Raw genomic sequence first — 21,895 nt, 5'->3', positions numbered from 1 at the left:
TCTTTTGTCGTTTTAAATTTATAAGTTTGTTTAGTAATACATTAATCTATACTACTCTGCCTGTTTTTTAATAACTAATGCAAGGACCGATGTTATCTATAGATAGCCATTATCTAATGACTGCACTGATAGATAGTTTTGAAAAAAACCGAAAACTATCAGAGCAAGCAAAAACATTCGTAGGAACTTCAGAAAAGAAGATGTCCTTCTTAATTCGCATTGAGCTCGAGTTCATTTATCTTTTTAAAAAAAGAAAAAACATTGTGGAGGCATATACGAATCTCCGTACTCTAAAAAAGATGTTGAGGGAAATCTACAAAAAGTTTTCTCAGTCAGATATTAGAGAGAAAAATGACATTTTTCTCGAAATTGAGAAAGTTAGCGGGGGGCTGGTGGAAATTGTAAAAGAAAAACAATATCTTTTAGTCTTGCGCCTATATCGCAATCTTACTGACAAATTTACAATTGAACTTTTCAATTTTAAACAAAAACTAAAAAAAGAGCTCTTTGGGGATTTCGAAAAAAGGAGTGATGAGCTTCAAAAAAACATAGCCAAGGCGGTAAAGGATAAAAACATCACCCAACAAGATCTTGACGCCTGGGTAAATGAGTAAGCTTCGCGTCCTTCTGGATACTAATATTTTCCTGGTTTCGCTGGCCTCCAATTATAGTTATCACTGGATATACCAATCCCTTATCGAAAACAAATTTGAGTTAGTGGTATCTAACGAAATTTTAACCGAATACCAGGAACAGATCAGTATCAGATACGGTATTGAACTAACCGACGCTTCGCTCGATTATTTACTTTGGCTACCAAACGTCATATTAAAGAATCCGTCTTATTTATGGCAGTTGGTTGAAAACGATAAAGACGACAACAAATTTGTTGACTGTTATGTAGCCAGCCAGGCCGACTTTATCATCAGTAACGACCGCCATCTTCACCAAATAAAAAACAACCAGTTTCCACCAATTGCCGTTTTAAATTATAGCGAATTTGAAGCGGAGTATAAACTCAACATCACTTCCCAACCATAAACACCGCGTTACTAAACGGCACCTTAACATTTTGCCAAAAGCTGCGGAAGAGCGGGTCGTCGGCCATGTAGATGATGTTGCCATACCCGGTATCCTGTAAGTTAAAAAGCAAAGCCCGCAGTTGGGCTGCGGGCCTGCTTACTAAATATGAACCAAATACAGGGAGAAACCAATCAACCCTGTAGCCGGTTGTTAATACCCGTTGGTACCAAAATCCGCCGCGTTGGTAATCTGGCTCAGGAAGCTGAACGGGATAGGGCGGTTATAGTGTATAGCCGGATTAAAGTTTGCGGCGGCTGTAGCGTTGTATGATGCCAGGCGGGTTTGAAATGCTTTTTCGCGTTTTAAAAGCGCCCAACGGCTATACTCGCCACAAAGCTCGCGGGCGTATTCATCAAAAACATCGTTCATGGTAGCCGTGGTCAGCATCATACCGGTCGCAGTATTAAAATCAGCGGGGTTCCTGCAGGCACGCTGCCTCAACACGTTTAAATATTGGGCGGCATTGCCACCAACGTGAATGGTAGCTTCAGCGTCGATCAGGTAAACTTCGGCCATCCGCATAATCATGATATTACCTAATTTTTGCTGGAAGTTACCCCCCAGCCATCCGCCATCAAAGTTGTGGTTGAACTTCATCATAGCCGGGAATAAGTTGGCGAGCGCTCCGCCGTTTGGCAGGCCGTTGTTTGATAAAACCGCTTTGTAGGTACTGCCTGTCGCGTCCGACGGATCAAACAGGTCATCAATATTGATTGTTACATACCGGCGGGTCGCTTTATCTGCTGCAGTAAGCGGGTCTTTGCTTAAATAAACAAAAAACCTGTCTTCGTCCTGAGCCAGCGGGTAAGGGTGCACATTGGCATTGGCAACGGTTTGTAAAGCCGCAACAGTGCCTGTATGATTACCTTTGGTCCAGATCATCGGGATATATTGCCATGTGGCATTTTGCGAAGCATTTTTGGCATTGACATCGGCATACGGATAAATAACCTGCCCTATGTGCGAAGGGTCGATACCGTATTTGGTGCACATTGCCGCAGTAAGGGTAACGCTGGCGGCCGCATAAGTTACGTTTGCAGGGGATGGGGCTCCGCTGCCAAGGCTGGCAATGGCCTGAACACCCGAGTAGTTTGCAAACGCAGTTACGAAGGTATTCTCCCAGCGTTTATCATACGTCGCGTTAAAGCAATTGATAAGGTATTTGGTAGGCGCTACAAACTGCTGGTTCAAACGGCCGTAATAGCCGTTAGAGGTATTTGAGTTTACGCTCCTTTTAAACAGATCGGCAGTACCAAATGCATCGTCTAATTTGGGATAATAATGCAGGTAGATATTGGGTTTAGAGTTACCCGTAAATACATCGTACGATGGATCGTAAGGGTTAAGGCCATAGGCTGTAAATAAAGCTTCGGCGTTGTTCCGGTTATTGGCAGAGGCAAACACTTTTGCAAAATCATCATACATCGCGGCGTTATACGAGGCCATGTTGGTGATCAGGTCGTCGGCGACTTCCTTAGCGCGCTGCCAGTACGATTTTCCGTTTTCGCTCAACCCTTCGCCTGCGCCCTGCGCATAAACACGGGCAAGCAAACCAAGCGCAGCTTTTTTGGTTACACGCGCTGCGTTGTTTTGATACGGTGTTACCGGCAAATCTGCAGCAGCCGCTGTCAGGTCGGCTATGATCTGGGTATAGATTTCGGGGATAGGCGTGCGTACGGGTGCCAGGGTTTTTGTCGGATCATCGTTTACAATTAACGGAACGCTGCCAAATTGCGCAACTATTACCGAATAATAATATGCCCGCAAGCATTTGGTTTCGGCTACCAGGGTTTTGATGTCGGCGGCGTTGGCGGCACCGTCTGTGAGCTGGGTTGAGAGGGCAATGGTTTTGTTGCAGGCCGCGATCGATCCCCAGGCAAAATCCCATACGTTTTTGATAATACCCGAGCTTGTAGTAAACGCTTCATAAGCCATAATATCCTTGTACTGGTTGTGGCTGTTGAACGAGAACGTCCACAGGTCGGTACCAACTTCCGAAACCAGGCCATATTGCATACCGATGAGTGAGCCAAAAAGCCCGGTATAGCAATTGGTTTGATAGGCTTTCCAGCCGGCGAAATTGGTGAGCACATTTTGCTCTGATAAAGACGTTGGGTTGAACTCGTCTAATTTTTTACATGATGATATGCTCATGCCAAGAAGCAGCAGGCATAATCCGCATTTATAGATCCCTCTTTTTATATGTTGATTTTTCATGTTTGTATTTTTTATGTTTTCAGCTATAAAATTTGCCGATCCTGTTAAAGTGTTACATCTACGCCAAACACAAGCTGTTTAGTTAACGGGTAAGCTAACCCACCATTCATTTCAGGGTCGTAATCTTTGAGGAAATGACTTTTAGCAATGATGAGCGGGTTGGTAATGGTTCCATATACACGCAACCTTTGCAAGGCTATCTTTTTGGCGATCGTGGCTGGCAATGTATAGCCAAGTGTTACATTTTTGACTTTAAAGAAGGAGCCGTCGACATAATTCAGACCCGAAAAGCCGACCATGGTAGAGCTTGTTGACAGGTAGTTCATTACCGGGAAATCGTTCGACGGGTTTGTCGGCGTCCAGTAGTTAAAAGCAGCCGGGAATGTCCTCGAAGGGCTTGCATTGGTCGCAAAGCCGTTTGGCTGGTACCATCCCATCATGTTGTAGCTGATTGTTTGCCCCCAGCGCATATAGCTGTATACGGTCAGGTCGAAGCTCTTGTACCTGAACTGATTTTGAAACCCGAGCGACCAATCGGGGCTGTTATGTCCTACAGGCTCATAATCGTTAGCGCTGGGCTTATAAACATTGTTTGCGGCTGTAAGCGCAGGATTAAAGGCCTGGGCCGAGGCAAGATTGGTATAATAGTAAGTAGTTACACCGTTCACCTGTTTAGAGTATACGCCTGCTGCAAGACGGGTTATTCCCGGAATATCAACCATCAGATCGCCGGGGCGTGCTCCGAAAGCCGCAGCATCAGCTTCCTGACCTATTTGCCAAACGCCGTCTATCTTAAAATTACGGAAAGAGTTTACCGCCTGACCAAGCATCAGCGTATATGGCGTGTTGGTGTTGGCCACATTGTCGGTACCATCGGTTATTTTAAGGATCGTTTCCCTGTTGCGCGAATAGGTAATTGACGACGACCACTCAAAATCTTTGGTAACGATATTGCGCGTATTCAGCGCTATCTCAAAACCTTTGTTGTTGGTTTTGGCTATGTTGATGTTGGTTTGATAATTTGTTCCCGGAGTGTAGGTGCCATAAATACTTGGCAGTGCCACGGCGAAGATAACGCCATCGGTATTGGTATTGTAATAATCGGCCGACAGGTTGATGCGGCTGCCAAACAGAGAAGCATCCAAACCGATATTGGTTGTTGTTGATTTTTCCCAGGTCAGATCGGGGTTGGTTAAAAATTGCGAGTTTTTATAAATAGGCTGAGTGGTGCCGCCTAAAGACGCGTTCCCCGACTCTACGTTCGAAACCGAGCTATACGGATCAATTTTAGCTGTACCTGTAATACCCCAGCTTCCGCGAAGCTTCAGGTCGTCGAGCCAGTTTTTGGTGCCGGTCATAAAAGTCTCCTGCGATATTCTCCAGCCTGCAGAGAACGCGGGGAAATTAGCCCATTGATTGGTAGTATACAGTTGCGATGCCCCATCGTGACGTACGGTTGCCGAGAAAAGGTATTTGCTTTTATAAGAGTAATTCAAGCGGCCGATCAAACCAAATGTCTTCGACATGGTGTAAGATGATGTAGCAGTAGTATTCACATCGCCGGTAAACTTGTACCATTCAAAATTATTGGATGTAATGTTACTTTGTAACATCTGGGTATTGGTATTCTGATTGTAATAGTAAGAAGTAACACCGGTGAACGTCAGTTCGTGATCCTGCTGTACTTTGAGGTTATAGGTCAGTACGTTTTCCCACTGTAATCCCTGGTAACGGTTTTGAGTAATGCTTGCCTTGGCAATATTGGCGTTCGAATAGGTATACGCTACCGAACCTATACCATCAAACCGGTATGTATTTGAATAGTCCATGTGGACACCGGCGCGCGACAAAATGGTTAAACCTTTTATCGGCCTTACTTCTACATAGGGGTTAAAAAACACTTTCGTATTATTATCTACGTTTGCATAAACGCCCGGCTGATAATCGAGCAGCAGGTTATACACGTTATTACCCAGGTTGGTATTCAACGATCCGTCAAGGTTATATGGTTGTATAAGCGGATCGGTAGTCAGGGCGTTTTCCAGTTTGTCTTGCGCTTTATTCCTTACCACGTATGATGCCTGCACGTTGGCTCCCACCGAAACCCATTTTTTTATCCTGTGGTCGAGGCGAATGCTGGTTGAATATTGTTTGTAATCGTCGCCGTTGTACTGCCCTGCTTCATTTTGCAGGTTAAGAGATACGTATGCCCTGGTAGCTTCCGTACCGCCGGAAGCGGCTAAGCTATAGTTTTGCGTGATTGGGTTTTTTCGCAGCAGAACTTTCGCCCAGTCAACAAACTGGTTTTGCTGGTACAAGGCATACCTTTGTGCACCAAAAATGGTCGGGTCATCCGCAGGCGACTGCCAAAGCGCCCCGGTGGTTGTCCATTTACTGTTCGTTGCATCGTATACATAACTGTAAGCATCCCGTTTGGCACGCAGATAATCCTCACCGCTAAGCATTTTCGGGGTAACCGACCAGCCGTTATAACCCAGGTAAGAGTGGAAATCGACATTCATTTTACCGGCCTTGCCGCTTTTTGTGGTGATGATAATCACACCGTTAGCGCCCGCAGAACCGTAAACCGCAGTCGACGAAGCGTCTTTCAGGATATCGATAGATTCGATGTCGTTTGCGTTAATGGTAGAGTAGTCTCCCGGCAAGCCATCGATGATGAACAAAGGCGTACCGCTGGCGGTGAACGACCGTGTACCGCGCAGCTGAATATTTATCCCGGCACCGGCCTGCCCCGATGTGCGGGTAATATCCAAACCGGGCACTCGCCCCTGCAATGATTCTATAGGGTCGGGGCCTGGCCTGGCTGTAATTTCTTCAGATTTAACCGATACGACCGAACCTGTCAGGTCGCGTTTTTTTGTAGTACCATAACCTACAACCACTACCTCGTTGAGCTCCGAGTTCAGCTCTTCGAGCGTAATTTTGATACTGGTGCGGCTATTAACAGCCACCTCCTGTGTTTTATAGCCTATAAAGCTAACAACCAGTACATCGCTGCCCGAAGCGACTGCTATCGTAAACTCGCCATTGGCATTGGTCGCAACGGTTTTGCCGGTGTTTTTGTCTTTAACGGTAGCGCCCGGCACCGGCGCGTCTTTTGTATCTGCTACCGTACCTTTAATGGTAAGGTCGGCCTGTTTGTTCCGCAAGCTTGTTGCTGCCGGTGTGCCTGTAGCCTGTGCGCGGACCAGGGTGGGCGCCGGGAACGCAAGTAAAAAGGGGATCAGGAACAAACATCCTCTGCCAAATCGCAGGGAAACTTCTTTGTGTAAAGTTGTGTTCATAGTATGAGATTTAGTTAATTGGTTTACTATATATGAGCTTCTGTATCGGCTGTTACCACTGCACGCAGAAACATATGAATACCAACAATACCGGAGTGTAAGATTAAGATAAAGTATCGGGCCACTCTTAAATAGCCGGTATTTTTATTTCTTAAAAATGTACCGACTAATCTTAGGCTAAATAATTGGTGCGAACTATAACAGTTACTCGTTCAACAAATATCAAGTGCGGCAGGCAAGCACAATTGGCGCGATTTATCTATTTATTGTACAATTTTATCATTAATTTAAATCAGCCTTACCGGGCAAGGCCCTGTGGAATATATCCGCATGGTAAAGATCAGGCATGCCGCCATGCTGATCGATACCGGCCAATATTCTATTAAGGAAGTATCACACATGATCGGCATCCATGATACCAAATACTTTTCGCAACGCTTTAAGGAAGTGATGGGAATGCTGCCAAGCGAATATAAAAAGCAGCACCAGGGTTAAGGGGGCTCGCCCGAAATATTACTCCTGATATTTTATATTTTTATATATTAGTGTTACCTCTGTATCAACCTCAACCGCCTGTTATGAAAAATCTGATCACCGCCATCTTTGTTATGTTCGCTGTTACTGCGATGGCAGCCCCCGATAGTACAGCCGCCAAAAGCGATAGTGTTTTGCAGGTTACCTCGGCTTACAAAGTAGGCAGCAACCCGTCGCAGATAGAGCTGTTCGACATCATCGCCGTAAAGGTAAAGGGTTTTAAAACCTTGCTGGCCAAGGCAAATGCGGGCGGTATTAAACGCGATATCAAACTTTTTTTAGAAGGACGGCAGATGGACGGCTTGCCCGTAATTATTGGCGAACCGCACGGCAATGAGGGTGAGCTGCAGTTTACCCTCGAACGCAACAAGGTTAATGATGCTGAATGGACACCCCTGCTGGGTTCGCCCGAAAGGAAAGACTTTTTTGCCAGGCCGCTGGATGTAAGCGTGGGGCTCGACCATTCGTACCCCGAAAGCAGCACCGCCCGCATTAGCTTTACCCGTATAGAAAGAGGCTGGTTTTACGGCTGCGTTATCGGCCTGCTGGTTTATTTTGTAGTGCTGATCTATGCCGGCAAAAAGTCAAACCTGCTACGCAACCCCGAAGTGGATCTTAGTCCGCTTAATATTGCCAATAACCCTAATGCGCTTGCGCCTTTTAGCCTGGGCAAGGTGCAAATGGCGTTCTGGTTCTCTGTCGTGCTGATCTCGTTCCTGTTTATCTGGCTGATTACCGATAATTATGATCTGATCACGCCAGGCATTCTCGGCCTCATCGGCATTAGCGGCGGTACGGCCCTGGGCGCCACGGTAATCGACTCGAACAAAAACGAAGAGAGTATTAAAAAGATACTCGCATTACAGCAACAGCAAAATACGGTGCAGGCTACCCTGAGTAATTTGCGGGCCATTAACCCTCCGGGGCCATCGACTGCGGGCGACATCCTGTATAATGTGAACCTTGATCAGCAGCTCACCAGCAACATTAATCACGAATTAAAAGGGCTGCAACTGCAAACCAAAGGCTTTTTGAATGATGTGCTGACCGATGCCAACGGCTATAATTTTCACCGGCTGCAAATGTTTACCTGGACGCTGGTTTTAGGCGTGGTATTTATTTACTCGGTATGGTCGGCGCTGACCATGCCCGATTTTTCATCAACCATGCTTGCCGTGCAGGGCTTAACCTCGGGTACTTACCTGGGGTTTAAGTTTCCGGAAAAACAGGCATAGGCAGTAATTCATCAAAACCATTTGGCTTTTCGATCCTTTATTAAAGGCATTATTAGTACAATTGACGATGAACAATTATCAGCAAAAATGGATCGAAGTTTTAAAGGCTGCCAACCTTAAGGGCTGGGAAATAACCGAGCAGGATGATGACATTCTGATCATGATGCCCAATATTACCGATTTGAAACTGGTGCGCGATAATTTACCCGAAGTGATAGCTGCGCTTTCGCTGGATATTGATGAGCCGAAGGAGCGTGTAAAATTCATCTTCCATAACAATCACGAAAACTTTGAGTATACGTTGAATCCTACCGAAAAGGATTTGAATGAAGGGTAGCTTTTAATCAGAAATTCTCACCAGGCAATTTGCGCCCACGGCTTTATAATACCCTAATATTTTGCCTTGCTCATCCTGTATTTTTACTACCTGCATTGCCCACACTGTTAAAGTACGGTGTAAATACGGCGACACTTCACTACCGTGTGTTATCATGTTGTCTGAGTAGATCGATAACTTTTTGCCGGTATCATTCACCACCGTTAGTTCGGCCCTTTTTGTATTGTTATAAACATACAAATTGCTATTATCAGCCACCTTTAAGGCCGGTTGCATATTTATAATTGCTGGTTGCAGCATACTATTGTATATCGAATCTACCAGGTTATAGCCCCCTTCATCATATTCGCGTAAAGCATCAGGCCCATTCGTAACCTCGGGTCCTTTGATTTTATTTAAAGCCTTGGGGTTAGCACCAAAATAGTAAATTGACATTTCGGCCCAATACTCCTGCGGATTGGTTGCAGCATATTCATTTTTCCAGAGCCCTTTGCTTATTGACTTGTGAAATTGAGCTATGATTTTATTCCGGATACTTTGGTCGAGTCCAAAATCCATAACAACATGTGCAAACTCGTGCGCGCATACATCGTAGCTGCCATAGTTATCTCCATAAAATCTCAATAAATTTTCTTCAGGGCAGCAGGCGTAAATATCACCCAATCCACGTGCCCTGTCATTTATGCTTTTATACATCAACCCACGATTATCTTTATAAGGTTTGCCTTTTAGTTCACGATATTCGGGCAAATCAGATGTTTCCTGGTTGCTGGCTATAATATGCATTTCGGCCCCGCGTTGTATCAAATTATGCCGTACCGCAGGCATGTATTTTAGCATAACCTGTATCTTCATTCCGGCAAGCACCAATGCATCATCGCTTACCCGTTTAGGCGCGCGTACGATGATGCTATCCGCCATGAGAGATTTGCCATAAAACCCAAAAACCGGCGGCTCTACTTTTACTACTTTTAGCTTTTCCTTCTGTTTTGATACGGGGGCATTTTGCGCATAAACGTCATTAAAAATGATACCCGTTAATAAGATTAATAAGATATTGTATCGGTTTAGATTCATCAATGATATAGCGGTTTGACAAGACTAATATATCAATTGATAAGATGTATTATCGCTTAATTGCAAATAATGATTGCTAAGACCTATCTACTTAAAAAGAATCAATTCACCAGAAACGCATCCAGCGCGCTGGTAGGTTTGCCAGAGTTATCAAAAGCTCCTAACGTGTAATTCTGCCAATTGTAACATTCAGGTTCCCAATAAAAAACACCGAGGCCGCTATTATTACTTACCGAATTCACTTTACTGATGATATCGCTCAAAAACGATTTGCAGGCAGCAGGCGAGTTAACATCCATCCCCACTTCAACAATCATAACCGGTTTGCCATAGCGGCTCACCATATCATTCATATTAACAAGGCATTGGTTATCCAGGTCAGCCCAGTTTGTGGCTGACGGATAGAGCGACATACCGATGATATCGTAACTGGCATTGCTGGCCTTTAACCCATCGAACATCCAGCGGAACAGGCTGTTATCATACCCGTTTGAAATATGGACGATAACTTTTATCGCATTATTGACAGCCTTTACAGCACTATAACCGCTATTAACCAAAGCTGCAAAATTGGTCATGCTTTTTGATGCCCGCCCGTCTTCCCAAAGCATGCCGTCGTTGGTTTCATTACCCACTTGTACCCATTCGGGTGTAATGCCGGCGTTTGCCAGACTGCTCAGTACATCATAGGTGTGGTTATAAACCGAGGTTTTGAGCGCGTTGATATCCTGCGAGGCCCACGCGGCGGGCTTGGTTTGCTTACCCGGATCGGCCCAGCTATCGCTGTAATGAAAATCGATCATAATACGCATGCCTAAGTTTTTAGCACGGGTGGCTTTGGTTATCACATCGGCTTTATTGCACCACCCGTCGGACGGGTTTACCCAAACCCTTAACCGGATTGAGTTGATGCCTTTATCTTTTAATATCTGTAACAGGTCCTGCTGTGTACCGCTGCTGTTGTAGAATTTATAGTTGCCCGCCTCCATCTGCGTAAGCCAGCTTACATCGGCACCTTTGGCAAACCCGCTGTGCAGGGTAGTTGTGGTATTATTTTGCTGTTGTTGCGAGCTATCGCCGCCCCCGCTTTTACCGCAGCTTACTATCGATATCAATACCACTAAAATAAATAACAGTGCTGCTTTTTTCATGGTAACGTTAATGTTAATTATGTAAAATATACAAAGCAGTACCCGCAATGTTTAACTCGCCCTCAACGCCGGTACGGATGCCTTTTTCGTTGACGCTGTTCTCATCGCCAACCAAGGTAAAGCTGCCCTGCGGCAGCTTTACCTTGCGGGATGCCGGATTGCCGTTAATAACAATCAATATATTTTTCCATTTATCGCCGTTGGCGTTGCCTTTGATCTGGTAGACGATCAGGCATGGATCAACCTGATCGGTAAAAGTCAGGTGCGACGCGATCATATCGGTTGCCGGCATCCTGAACGCAGGGTGGTTGCGGCGCAGCCAGACCAACTGTTTGTAATAATTAAACACGGCATGATATTTTGTTTTCCGATCCCAATCGATCTGGTTGATCTCATCGGGCGATTTATACGAATTAGCCACGCCCTGCTTGGTGCGCAAAAATTCAGCTCCCGAATGCAAAAATGCCACACCCTGCGAGGTAAGCACCACGGCATTGCTCAGCTTGTCCATCCTGATCAATTCATCTTCGGTAGCATTGGGGTTGGATATTTTTAAACGATCGAACAGGGTATTATCATCATGGCAGGAGACATAGTTGATGCACTGGCAGGGTTGCGCCGCCCATGCGTTTTTTGAATAGTTAACCAATTGATAATTAACCTGCGGATGCTGCGTAGCCGCTACGATACCAAATTTTACCGATTCGGCGTTGCCCGGCGCGCCGCTTACAAAACCTTTGGCTTTCACATCGTTCCAGCCGCCTTTCAGGCCGTCGCGCATGTCATCGTCAAAAGCGGCAATTTGATTTAATCTGGCGGTGTTCTTTTTTACGGCCCGCTGCTCTTCGGGCAACGGGCTATTGCCTGCCGTCCAGCCTTCGCCGTAGATAATAATGGTGGGATCTATCTGGTGCAGGGCGCTGCTGATGGCATTCATGGTTTCGATATCATGAATACCCATCAAATCGAACCGGAAACCATCCAGATGGTATTCCTTTGCCCAGTATGCTACCGATTGGACCATAAAATTGTGCATCATCTGTTTTTCGGATGCCGTTTCATTACCGCAACCTGTCCCGTTAGCATACGTGCCATCGGCATTCATCCGGTAAAAATAACCCGGCGCAAACTGGTTAAAATTGGAGTGTTCCGCATCGCTGGTATGATTATACACCACATCTAACACAACCCGCAAGCCGTTGGCATGTAGAGCTTGTACCATCTGCTTAAACTCTTTTATCCGCACATTGCCATTATAAGGATTTGTGGAGTAGCTGCCTTCGGGCACATTATAGTTTAAAGGATCGTAACCCCAGTTGTATTGCTTTTCGCTAAGTTTGGTTTCGTCGACCGTGTTATAATCAAACGATGGCAACAGGTGCACATGGGTAACGCCAAGCTTTTTTAAATGATCCAGGCCCGTGGCTTGCCCGGCAGTGTTTTTGGTGCCTGTTTCTGCCAATCCCAGAAACTTGCCTTTATGTACAATACCCGAGTTTTGGCTGATGGAGATATCGCGCACGTGGGTTTCGTAGATCACAGCGTCGGTAAAGTTTTTAAAGGCAGGCTTTTTATCATTTTTCCAGCCGGCGGGATCAGTACTTTTCAGATCGACCACCATACCGCGATGGCCGTTAACGCCTGCTGCTTTGGCATAAATATCCGGCGCTTCTAATAACCATTTACCGTTTTGTTTTACCTGGAAAGTGTAATACCTGTTTTTGATATCGCCCGTTACACCGATTACCCAAACGCCGCTCTCATTCCTGTTTAAAGCTTCATTGAATGTGGCATTTCCGCCTTCCCCGGCATCGTACAACCTCAGCCTTACTTCATCGGCGCCGGGCGCCCAAACTTTAAAAGTGGTTTTAGCCGGAGTATAATTCACCCCAAGATCGTTACCGCTGTAAACCGGCACATCGGCTACCTGAGCTGTTTTGTATAAGGGTAATAAAAATAAGTTCAAGCAGGATAACAGTAAAACAGGTTTAAAAATACTCATGGCTTTGATTACACTAATTTATGCCGTTTTGTGTAAATGCAAATGCCCCGGCAAGTCGGGGCAATCAATTATTTTAATACTGCCGTGCTGTAAATATGGTACTCGCCCGGCGCCAGCGTTACATTGGTAAACGTAGTGCTTACGCTGATGGTATTACCGGTATAGTAATCGTAATAGGTACCCGTTGCCGGGAACGCTACCGACGAAGTTTGTGTCGCCACATCAAAATTGGCTACCACCATTACCTTAACATCGGTGCCGGTAAGCGCTATTGATTTGATGGCTCCTGTACTGGTATACAATACATTGGCTGTCGTGAATACCGGGTTGTTGATCTTCATCCTGATCAGCTTGGCGTAAGCATTATACAATCCTTTGCGCAGCGGGTCGCTCATGTATTCCCAGTGCGGGGGTTTATCGCTCAAACGGCTGGTATTATTGATACTGATATCATAACCGCGCTCGCCGAACTCCCATATCATTTTCGGCCCGGGTGTGCTCAACATATAAGCCGCGGCGGCTTCTACGCGTTTCAGCCCGGTTGCCAGGTCTTTTACATTATAACTACCGCTTGAATTACCATAATTTTCATTCTTAAACTGAATGCGTTCCTCATCGTGGCTCTCCATATAACCCACCAGGTAATCGGGGGCGGTAAAGGTATGCGGCGTAAAGAACAGACCCGTCAGATCGGATGTGCCTACCCATCCCATGGTTGCTTCATTAAAATTATAGTTCATATTGTTCCAGTGCATCATGCCGTCGGCCGACTCTTCCTTTTCTTCCTGATCGGAAGCGAAGTTCTCCAGTATCACATAAAAATTATTCGGATCGACGCTTTTGATAAAGCTGTTATAGTCCTTCCAGATAGCTACACGGCTGGCATCATACTGGCCCCAGGAGGCTTCGTCGGTAGTAACTTTTTGGGTGAACCCTTTGGCCAGATCGAAACGGTAACCGTCGATATGATACTCTGTCATCCAAAACTTCATCACATTTTTTGCGAAATATTTAGTCGCAGCACTTTCGTGGTTAAAATCGTACCCCACATTATCGGGGTGCGTCGGGTCGACGTTGAACCACGGGCTGTCTGAAGTTGGTTTTTGCGTACTGGTATTGAAATACAGCTGCACCATCGGCGACGAACCGAACGAGTGGTTTAACACCATATCCAGTATCACGGCCATACCTTTCGAGTGACAGGCGTCAATAAAGGCTTTCAGATCGTTTTTGGTACCATAGTATTTATCGGGCGCAAAATAAAAGTCGGGGTTGTACCCCCACGAGTCGTTCCCTTCAAATTCGTTCACGGGCATCAGCTCTACTGCATTCACGCCAAGGTTACTGAGATAGCTCAGGGTATCTATCAGCGTTTTATAGCTATGTGTAGCTACAAAATCACGAACATGCAGCTCATAAATAACCAGGTTCTTTTTATCCGGACGGGTAAAACCGGTGGTTTTCCAGGTATAGGCGGTTTGGTTGTATTGAAACTCGCTTACGATGCCGGTTTGCCCGGATGGATAGGTTTTTAAGTTAGGATAAACGCTCGACGGGATATAGCTGTCGTTCGCCGGATCCAATATCTTCTCACAATAGGGGTCAGCAACTTTCAAAGTGCCGTTCACCAGGTATTGATAGGAATATTCTTTGTTCGGGTCGAGGTTATCGATCTGTACCCACCAGCGCGTACCATCAGGGGTCTGGTTCATGTTAACAGCCGTCCAGTTGTTAAAATCGCCTATCAGGCCAACGGTAGTTTTGCCGGGCGCATATAAATTAAATATGGCCGATGTACCCGAGTTGATGAATGTAACGCCATCGTTAGCGCCGCTTGGCAAAGGTTTACCGTTGGTAACGGTTGTACCGCCGCCGCCATTATCCGTACCGGGGTCGTTCTTTTTGCTGCAGGCACTAGTTAATGTCGTGGCTATCAGCAACAAATATATTATCTTCTTCATTGTCAGATGTTTGTTTAGTAGTTATTGGTGCGATAGATGGTGTAAAACGGATATCTTTATTATCCTGTACATATAGTACCGAAACCGCGGCGCACAGCATAAAGATTCCCGCGAGCACCAGCGCGTAAATGGCGTGCCCACCAAATATGGTTTTCACAATCCAGCCGCCGAAGAAACCGTTAATAATTTGCGGAAAAGTGATAAAGAAGTTAAAGATGCCCATGTAAACACCCATTTTTTTAGCGGGTATCGAGCTTGATAAAATGGCGTAAGGCATAGCCAGTATGCTACCCCATGCCAACCCAATACCAAACATGGATACGATGAGCATGTTTTTATCGTGGATAAAAAATATCGATAATAAACCGATACCACCTGCTACCAGCGAAAAGGCGTGTGCAATTTTACGACTGGTGGCACGTGCTATCGCCGGAAGGCACAAAGCATAAATAGCCGAGATGCCGTTGTATACGCCAAAGCAAATACCAACCCAATCGCCGGCCTGTTTAAAGCCTGCAGATGTGGTATCACCGGGCGCAACATGATAGATGTGCTCGGCTACAGCCGGAGAGGTAAATACCCACATACTGAACAGGGCGAACCAGGAGAAAAATTGTACCAAACCTAACTGGCGCATGGTGCGCGGCATGGCGGCAAAATCTTTTAAAATGACACCGATGCCTGCTTTTTGTTCGGCCACTTCTTCCTCAGGATGAAATTTGGCGTATTGCTCGGGTGGATATTCTTTAGTTTTAAAGATGGTCCACAACAAACAGGCTATCAATACAATGCCACCGATATAGAATGAATAGATCACGTTATTGGAAACATGCCCTTGTGCGGTATTGGTATCGTTAATGAAATGTGCCAGTACCCACGGTAAAATGGAACCCGCAACAGCGCCCAAACCAATTAAACAGGTTTGGATAGAAAAGCCCGAACTACGCTGACTATCAGGCAAATTATCGGCAACCAAAGCGCGGAAAGGTTCCATCGCTACATTAAACGAAGCATCCATGATCATCAGTACGCCCGCGCCAACCATTACCGGGGGCAAGAATGACAGTAAAGCTGCATTCGGCATAAACAACAGCGCCACTCCCGAAAGGATGCCACCTGCCAGGAAATACGGTTTACGACGGCCAAGCTTGTTCCAGGTGCGGTCGCTGTAGTGGCCTATTAACGGTTGCACGATCATGCCTGTGATAGGCGCGGCCAGCCAGAAAAGCGACAGGTGCTCCACATCGGCGCCAAAAGTTTGCAGAATACGCGAGGCATTGCCGTTTTGCAGGGCAAAGCCAAACTGGATACCCAAAAAGCCAAAGCTCATATTGAATATCTGCCAAAAAGTAAGCCTGGGTTTTTCTACAACTTTTCTCACGGTGGTTGGGTTTAATTTGGTAATTACCGGCGCCTTTATTTTTTAAGTTCGAGCACCAGCGTTGTTTTAGCCGGTATGTTTATGGTATTGATATCACTCAATGTTTCGTTGGTTACAATATTGGTGGCCGTTTTAAAGCCGCTCATGCGTTCTGCAAAACGGTCGGTTTTTAGGTCTTTGCTGTCTTTGACATCGCTGTTATAGATCACCATTACGGTTTTCTGCGTATCGTACCTGAAGTATACATATACGCCCCTTTGCGGGATGTATTGCATCAGCCTGCCGGTTTGCAAAGCGGTAGTGCTGTTGCGGTATCTGATCAGCGTGCGCACATAGTTAAAAGCTTCATTCTCTTTTTCAGTACGCCCTTCGGCAGTAAACTTATTTACCTTATCGTCGGGCCAGCCGCCTGCAAAGTCAGATCGTACCAAGCCGTCGGGGTTACTTACACCAGCCATCAGTATTTCATCGCCATAGTACAGTTGGGGTATGCCACGCATAGTGAGCAGTATGGCCATGCCGGCTTTGTACTTGTTGAAATCTTCGCCCACTACCGAGTAAAAGCGGCTCATATCATGATTATCCAGAAAGATACAGTTGCGCATCGGGTTTTGGTACATAAAATCCTGCGCAAGGGTTACGTACAGCTTATTTACGCCCCCATCCCAGCTTTCTTTGCCGTTCAGCGCTTCGTTAATAGCGTCTTTCAAAGCGGCATCGGTAACACCGGGGAGGTGTGTGTCGAAACCCCGGTTTACCGTATTGCCCTGCATAAAAAACGCTTCGTTGGCTACCTGGTTATCCAGCACTTCGCCGAAGATGGACAGGTGCGGAAACTCGGCCTTTACTTTCTGCGCCCAGTCGGCCATATAAACAGGGTCGTTATACGGGTAAGTATCTAATCTAAAACCATCTACGCCAGCATACTCCACCCACCAAATGTGGTTTTGGGTGAGATAGTTCTGCACGTAGGGGTTGCTCTCGTTCATGTCGGCCATGCGGCGGTCGAACCATCCATCCAGCATTTGCTTACGATCGCTCTCAGGAGCGTTCGGATCGGTCACCGCGCCGTAGCGGAAGTTTGAGTTGGTGTACTTTGGCCATTGATGTACCCAGCTTTTCATGGGCATATCGGTAATGGTCCAGCCTTCGGTGCCGGCATGATTGTGCACCAGATCTTTGATCACTTTCAAACCCATGCTGTGGCATTTCTCTACATATTGTTTGTAAAGCTCGTTGGTGCCGTAACGCGGGTCGGTTACGTAATGATTGGTAACGGCATAACCATGGTATGATGCGTGAGGTTCATCGTTCTCAACCTCAGGGGTCATCCATATAGTGGTTATGCCGAGATCTTTCAGGTAATCCAGGTGGTTCATCAGGCCCTGTATATCGCCGCCGTGGCGCGAATACATCGAGTCGCGGTGGATACCTTTTTCGCGCATATTGGCAAACGAGTCGTTAGACGGGTCTCCGTTCGAAAAGCGATCGGGCATCAGCAGGTAGATCACATCCTTGCTGGTTACGCCCTGCGCCCTGTTTGGCGAACGGTCGCGGTTATTCAATGTGTATTGGTATTGCAGCGGCTGGCTGCCTGCTTTATCGAACGCAATGGTAAAGCTACCCGCCTTGGCTTGCGCCGATATTTCGAGATCAAGAAATAAATAGTTCGGGTTTTCAACCTTGTTTATCTTAACCAGCATTACACCGGGATAGCTCATTTTCACACTGCGCGAGGCAATATCCCTACCATGCACAATGAGCTGAAGCTTAGGGTTCTTCATGCCTACCCACCAAAAAGCAGGCTCAATTCTTTCCAGATCGGATATCTGTGCCGATGCGATGCCGGTTAAAAGCAAAAAGAAGACAAGCGATATCTTAAATTTCATAAAACATATCATTAGTAAGCCAAAGTGATCTGGCCGCTATCATTTTTAACTATTATACTTTTTACTTTTTCGCCTTCTGTCGCATTCTCCGAACCTTGCGGATCGAATTTGGAAAGCGGACTTAGCAATACCGAAAAATCATCGTTCAGGTTGGCTTGCTTACCATTAATTTTTACCGATGTATTGGCAAACCCATGCATTACCAATTTGATGTTGTTGAATTTTGATGCAAACGAGCCATCTACTTTACCAAATGTTATGGTTTTATGCGCGGCATCGTACACTATCGCGCGTTTGTAAAAAGCGCCGTTCTCGTAGTTGTAGCTCTCGCCGTCATCCTCGTAATACACGAAGCTGTTATTCACGTCGCCCTGGTAAATATGTACCGTCAGGATATCATCGGGTTTTTGCGAAGTAGATTGTACCAGCGACTGCATCGGGATGATGCTGCTTTGTTTTACATAAACCGGCAGTTTACGCTGGCTCAGCTGGATGATCCTTTGCTCGCCACCGTTCTGCACTTCGCCGCTGTACAGATCGTACCATTTACCTTTCGGGAAATAAACCTTGCCAAATTTGGCATCGCCCTCAAAAGGCGCTACCAAAAATGCACTGCCGAACAGGTATTGGGTATCAAACTGCCCATCGTACACATTTTTATCAAACGTGTAATCGATAGCCAGGGTGCGCATTAAAGGCAAACCACTCTGGGTAGCCTCGTAAAACGATGAGTACAGGTAAGGTAATAGCTTGTAACGCAGACTAACGTAGTTACGCGATATCTCCAGCACTTCTTCGCCAAACGTCCAAGGCTCGGCTGATTTGGTGTTTACCGCGGTATGATTGCGGAAATACGGATTAAAGGCACCTATCTGCATCCAGCGGGCAAACAATGAAGGTGTCGGGTTGCCCGTAAAACCACCGATATCCATCCCTGTAAAGGCAACACCGCTTACACCTAAGCTGTTAAGTAAGCGCACGCCCGCCAGCATATGGCTGTCTTCGGCACGGTTATCGCCCGTCCAGATAGCCGAGTAGCGCTGAAAGCCTGCATAACCTGCACGGGTTAACACAAACGGGCGCTTGTTGAATGCTTTTTGCGCACCCTCAAAACTTGCCCTGGCCATCTGCATGGCGTAAACATTGTGTGTTTGCAGGTGCGATGCCATGCGCCCATCGTAATTAAACAAAACGTTATCAGGTATTTTCTGACCCCAGGTGGCGATTTCGTTCATATCATTCCAGATACCGCTGATGCCGTCGTCACCGTATTTTTTCATTTCAGTCCCCCACCAGGCACGGGCCTTAGGGTTTGTAAAATCGGGGAAGTGGCACCAGCCCGGCCAAACTTCGCCGCTGTAGTTGGTACCATCGGGATATTTGGCAAAAATATCGTTAGCTAAACCGCGTTCGTACACGCCGTAACCTTTTTCAATTTTCACACCCGGATCGACGATCACCGTTAACTTAAAGCCCATATCCTTGAGCTTATCGGTCATGGCTTTAGGGTTGGGGAAACGGTTTTGGTCCCAGGTAAATACTTTATAATGGTCCATGTAGTGGATATCCAAGGTGATACCATCTGCCGGAATTTTTTTCTCTCTTAAAGTTTGCGCTATCCTGAAAACTTCGGTCTCCGGGTAGTAGCTGTAGCGGTTTTGCTGGTAGCCCAGGCTCCACAGCGGCGGCATTTTCATGCGGCCGGTTAAGGCGGTATAAGCCGTAATGATATCGGCTACGTATTTGTGATAGATAAGGTAATAATTCATCTCGCCGCCACGGGCGCCGAATGATGAAAAGCGATTATTGCTGGCCCCGAAGTTAAAATCGGTTTGGTAGGTATTATCCAGGAATATGCCGTAGCTAATGTTATGATGTATCCCGATGTAAAACGGAATGGTGGAGTAGATGGGATCCTGCCCGGTTGAGTAGCCGAAAGCATCGGTGTTCCAGTTGGTGTAACCGTTGCCTTTGCGGTCAAGCGGGCCGGTCTTCTCGCCTAAGCCTATAAAGCGCTCGCCATCCTGCATTTTTTTGTAGGTGGTTACCGATTCGTTTACCCATGATGTGGTTAAACCGGCTTCATCCTGGCTGATCACTTCGCCATCTTTGGTATAAAATGTTACGGCAAACGGCGTTTTGCTGATCTGCACCTTTAGAGAGTCGGTGCTGATGCTGATGCTGCTGGCATCCTGTGTAATATTGGCCTTAGTAGTTTGCGGCTGCGCGATGACTGCGTACGAAAAATCGGGAGCCAGGGCTTGTTTATCTATACGCACCCTCACCACATTGGCATTGTAAACCGTTACCAGCGCATGGGCATTATCGGTAGTGATATCTACCTGCTGGCCGTTGATATTTACATTGGTAACATTGCCGACACCCTTAACCTGTGCCATTAATAAGCATGGCGAAAGCAATAAAAAAAGAAGCAGTAAACGGTAGCTGGAATGGTCAGTCATGGTTATTTAGCGGGTATTAATGATTTATTGATTATTTAATTGTTTTAAAAATAACCAATAGCATTTTAAAGGGTGTAAAAAACCTACCCGCCCTATAAAAAGGGCAGGCAGGTAAAACTATGAGATCAGTTATTAAATTATTGTTTTACAGAACTATAGGTGGTAGTAACGGCCGGAACTGTACCTTTAGCCGCTGCCGGCGAGTAGAACGATACCGCGTAGTTGCCATTAGCTGCGACAGGGATATTGTCGTTGCTGGTATCATTCAGGGTATTGGCTATACCATAACCTTCGGAGCCTGATTTAGGGATACCCCAGCTAAAAGTCCAGTCGTTATTTTGCCTTACTTTAAATGAGCCGCTCGAAACCAAAGGAACAGTAGCGGTCCACATACCGTTACCATCGTTAACATATTTCATGGCAACATCGGTACCCCAGCCTTGTGCGGCATCGCCAATAATGCTGTAATAGTTTGCCGGAACTATTGACATGGTGTTGTTATTGGTATTCAGAGTTACAAGGTAATAACCTGCTGTTGACGGCGCATAGAAGTTGTTTGAACCATTATAGGTTACCGAGTAGTTTGACGAAGTGCCCGAAGTGCTGGCAGCATCGTTGGTGGCGTATTTGTTATCCCAGTTCTTTTTAGGGGTTACCAAAAACTGGTTATTACCTGCGGTAAAGTTGATGATACCCACGTAGATGCCGTTGCCGGTAGCCGAGTACAGGCTGTCCTCCTGCGGGCCGGGATTGGCCCAGCCTTCGTAAGCACCAGGCACATACAGCCACGATTTGAGGTTAAACGGTGTAACAGTAAGCGTCAATACATTGCTGTATACAAAGGTATTGGCATTGATAGCGCTTTTTACACGCACGCTAACCTGCCCGCTGACATTACCCTTAGCACCGGCTTTTAACAAAATGTTGTTGAAATCGTTGGTGTTGAAACCCTGTGTAAATACATCCGGGTTCATGGATACCGTGTACGGGTTGGCCCAGTTATCGGTTGGTACATCTATCTGCAAAGTGTTGGTGATAGCCGCGTTGTAACCAAAATTGGGCTGCACCAAAGTAAAAGTCTCCACGATTGAAGGATCGGTGAGTTTGGCGTTGTTAAGCACCAGTGTAGTAGCCGATGCACTGAGCTGCCCCGGCGTGCCATTGGTGGCGGTGATAACCGCACCATCTTTTTTACACGCCGAAAGCATAAGAACAGTTGCACCGCTCAGCGTTAATATTTTATTGAATAATGATTTCATAT

16 protein-coding genes are annotated in these 21,895 nt (G+C 46.2%); 5 read left to right on the top strand and 11 right to left on the bottom strand.

Going from position 1 to position 21,895, the window contains the following annotated elements:
- Positions 1-116: 116 nt before the first annotated feature.
- The gene (locus BEL04_RS11380; protein WP_139113014.1) at positions 117-614 is read left to right on the top strand and encodes a hypothetical protein; all 498 of its coding nucleotides are present in this window, start codon (positions 117-119) and stop codon (positions 612-614) included.
- Positions 607-1,041 (top strand): putative toxin-antitoxin system toxin component, PIN family, encoded by a 435-nt coding sequence (locus BEL04_RS11375; protein ID WP_066003839.1) that lies wholly within the window; start codon positions 607-609, stop codon positions 1,039-1,041. Before BEL04_RS11380 ends, BEL04_RS11375 begins: the two co-directional genes overlap by 8 nt.
- On the opposite strand, the gene BEL04_RS24695 is transcribed toward BEL04_RS11375, so the two are convergent.
- The 3 genes from BEL04_RS24695 to BEL04_RS11365 all read right to left on the bottom strand — a co-directional run bounded on the left by BEL04_RS24695 (position 1,025) and on the right by BEL04_RS11365 (position 6,605).
- A complete protein-coding gene (locus BEL04_RS24695; protein ID WP_256389372.1) occupies positions 1,025-1,153 on the bottom strand; it encodes a hypothetical protein in 129 nt (42 codons plus the stop codon). The two genes, BEL04_RS11375 and BEL04_RS24695, sit on opposite strands and share 17 nt — an antisense overlap.
- A gap of 80 nt (positions 1,154-1,233) precedes the next feature.
- Entirely contained in the window at positions 1,234-3,300 is a 2,067-nt protein-coding gene (locus tag BEL04_RS11370) for a RagB/SusD family nutrient uptake outer membrane protein (RefSeq protein ID WP_083227889.1), read from the bottom strand.
- A gap of 44 nt (positions 3,301-3,344) precedes the next feature.
- The gene (locus tag BEL04_RS11365; RefSeq protein WP_083227888.1) at positions 3,345-6,605 is read right to left on the bottom strand and encodes a TonB-dependent receptor; all 3,261 of its coding nucleotides are present in this window, start codon (positions 6,603-6,605) and stop codon (positions 3,345-3,347) included.
- A 291-nt stretch (positions 6,606-6,896) separates the two neighbouring features.
- Between BEL04_RS11365 and BEL04_RS11360 the strand changes: the two genes are divergently transcribed.
- The 3 genes from BEL04_RS11360 (at position 6,897) to BEL04_RS11350 (ending at position 8,711) form a co-directional block, all read left to right on the top strand.
- Entirely contained in the window at positions 6,897-7,100 is a 204-nt protein-coding gene (locus tag BEL04_RS11360) for a helix-turn-helix transcriptional regulator (protein WP_256389444.1), read from the top strand.
- 83 nt (positions 7,101-7,183) lie between these two features.
- Positions 7,184-8,374, top strand: coding sequence for a hypothetical protein (locus BEL04_RS11355; RefSeq protein WP_066003836.1), 1,191 nt, complete (start codon positions 7,184-7,186; stop codon positions 8,372-8,374).
- 67 nt (positions 8,375-8,441) lie between these two features.
- The gene (locus BEL04_RS11350) at positions 8,442-8,711 is read left to right on the top strand and encodes a hypothetical protein (protein ID WP_066003833.1); all 270 of its coding nucleotides are present in this window, start codon (positions 8,442-8,444) and stop codon (positions 8,709-8,711) included.
- Between the two features lie 3 nt (positions 8,712-8,714).
- Here the strand turns inward: BEL04_RS11350 and BEL04_RS11345 are convergent, their stop codons facing one another.
- The 8 genes from BEL04_RS11345 to BEL04_RS11310 form a co-directional block, all read right to left on the bottom strand.
- The gene (locus BEL04_RS11345) at positions 8,715-9,788 is read right to left on the bottom strand and encodes a hypothetical protein (RefSeq protein ID WP_066003830.1); all 1,074 of its coding nucleotides are present in this window, start codon (positions 9,786-9,788) and stop codon (positions 8,715-8,717) included.
- A gap of 101 nt (positions 9,789-9,889) precedes the next feature.
- A complete protein-coding gene (locus tag BEL04_RS11340) occupies positions 9,890-10,939 on the bottom strand; it encodes a glycosyl hydrolase 53 family protein (RefSeq protein ID WP_066003828.1) in 1,050 nt (349 codons plus the stop codon).
- A 13-nt stretch (positions 10,940-10,952) separates the two neighbouring features.
- Positions 10,953-12,941 carry a type I pullulanase gene (gene pulA, locus BEL04_RS11335; RefSeq protein WP_066003825.1) on the bottom strand — a complete coding sequence of 663 codons (1,989 nt, stop codon included), beginning with the start codon at positions 12,939-12,941 and terminating at the stop codon, positions 10,953-10,955.
- Between the two features lie 68 nt (positions 12,942-13,009).
- Positions 13,010-14,902, bottom strand: coding sequence for an alpha-amylase family glycosyl hydrolase (locus tag BEL04_RS11330; RefSeq protein ID WP_066003823.1), 1,893 nt, complete (start codon positions 14,900-14,902; stop codon positions 13,010-13,012).
- Positions 14,856-16,283, bottom strand: coding sequence for an MFS transporter (locus tag BEL04_RS11325; RefSeq protein WP_254659562.1), 1,428 nt, complete (start codon positions 16,281-16,283; stop codon positions 14,856-14,858). Before BEL04_RS11325 ends, BEL04_RS11330 begins: the two co-directional genes overlap by 47 nt.
- A gap of 35 nt (positions 16,284-16,318) precedes the next feature.
- Positions 16,319-18,172, bottom strand: coding sequence for a glycoside hydrolase family 13 protein (locus BEL04_RS11320; protein WP_066005189.1), 1,854 nt, complete (start codon positions 18,170-18,172; stop codon positions 16,319-16,321).
- 11 nt (positions 18,173-18,183) lie between these two features.
- Entirely contained in the window at positions 18,184-20,634 is a 2,451-nt protein-coding gene (locus tag BEL04_RS11315) for a TIM-barrel domain-containing protein (protein ID WP_066003820.1), read from the bottom strand.
- Between the two features lie 137 nt (positions 20,635-20,771).
- A complete protein-coding gene (locus BEL04_RS11310; protein ID WP_175404062.1) occupies positions 20,772-21,893 on the bottom strand; it encodes a SusE domain-containing protein in 1,122 nt (373 codons plus the stop codon).
- Between the last annotated feature and the right edge of the window lie 2 nt (positions 21,894-21,895).

It is taken from the genome of Mucilaginibacter sp. PPCGB 2223, from assembly GCF_001705515.1.
In the GTDB taxonomy this organism is placed as follows: domain Bacteria; phylum Bacteroidota; class Bacteroidia; order Sphingobacteriales; family Sphingobacteriaceae; genus Mucilaginibacter.
The sequence above is the reverse complement of the archived record's forward strand: the minus strand, read 5'-3'. Positions and strand labels throughout refer to the sequence as shown.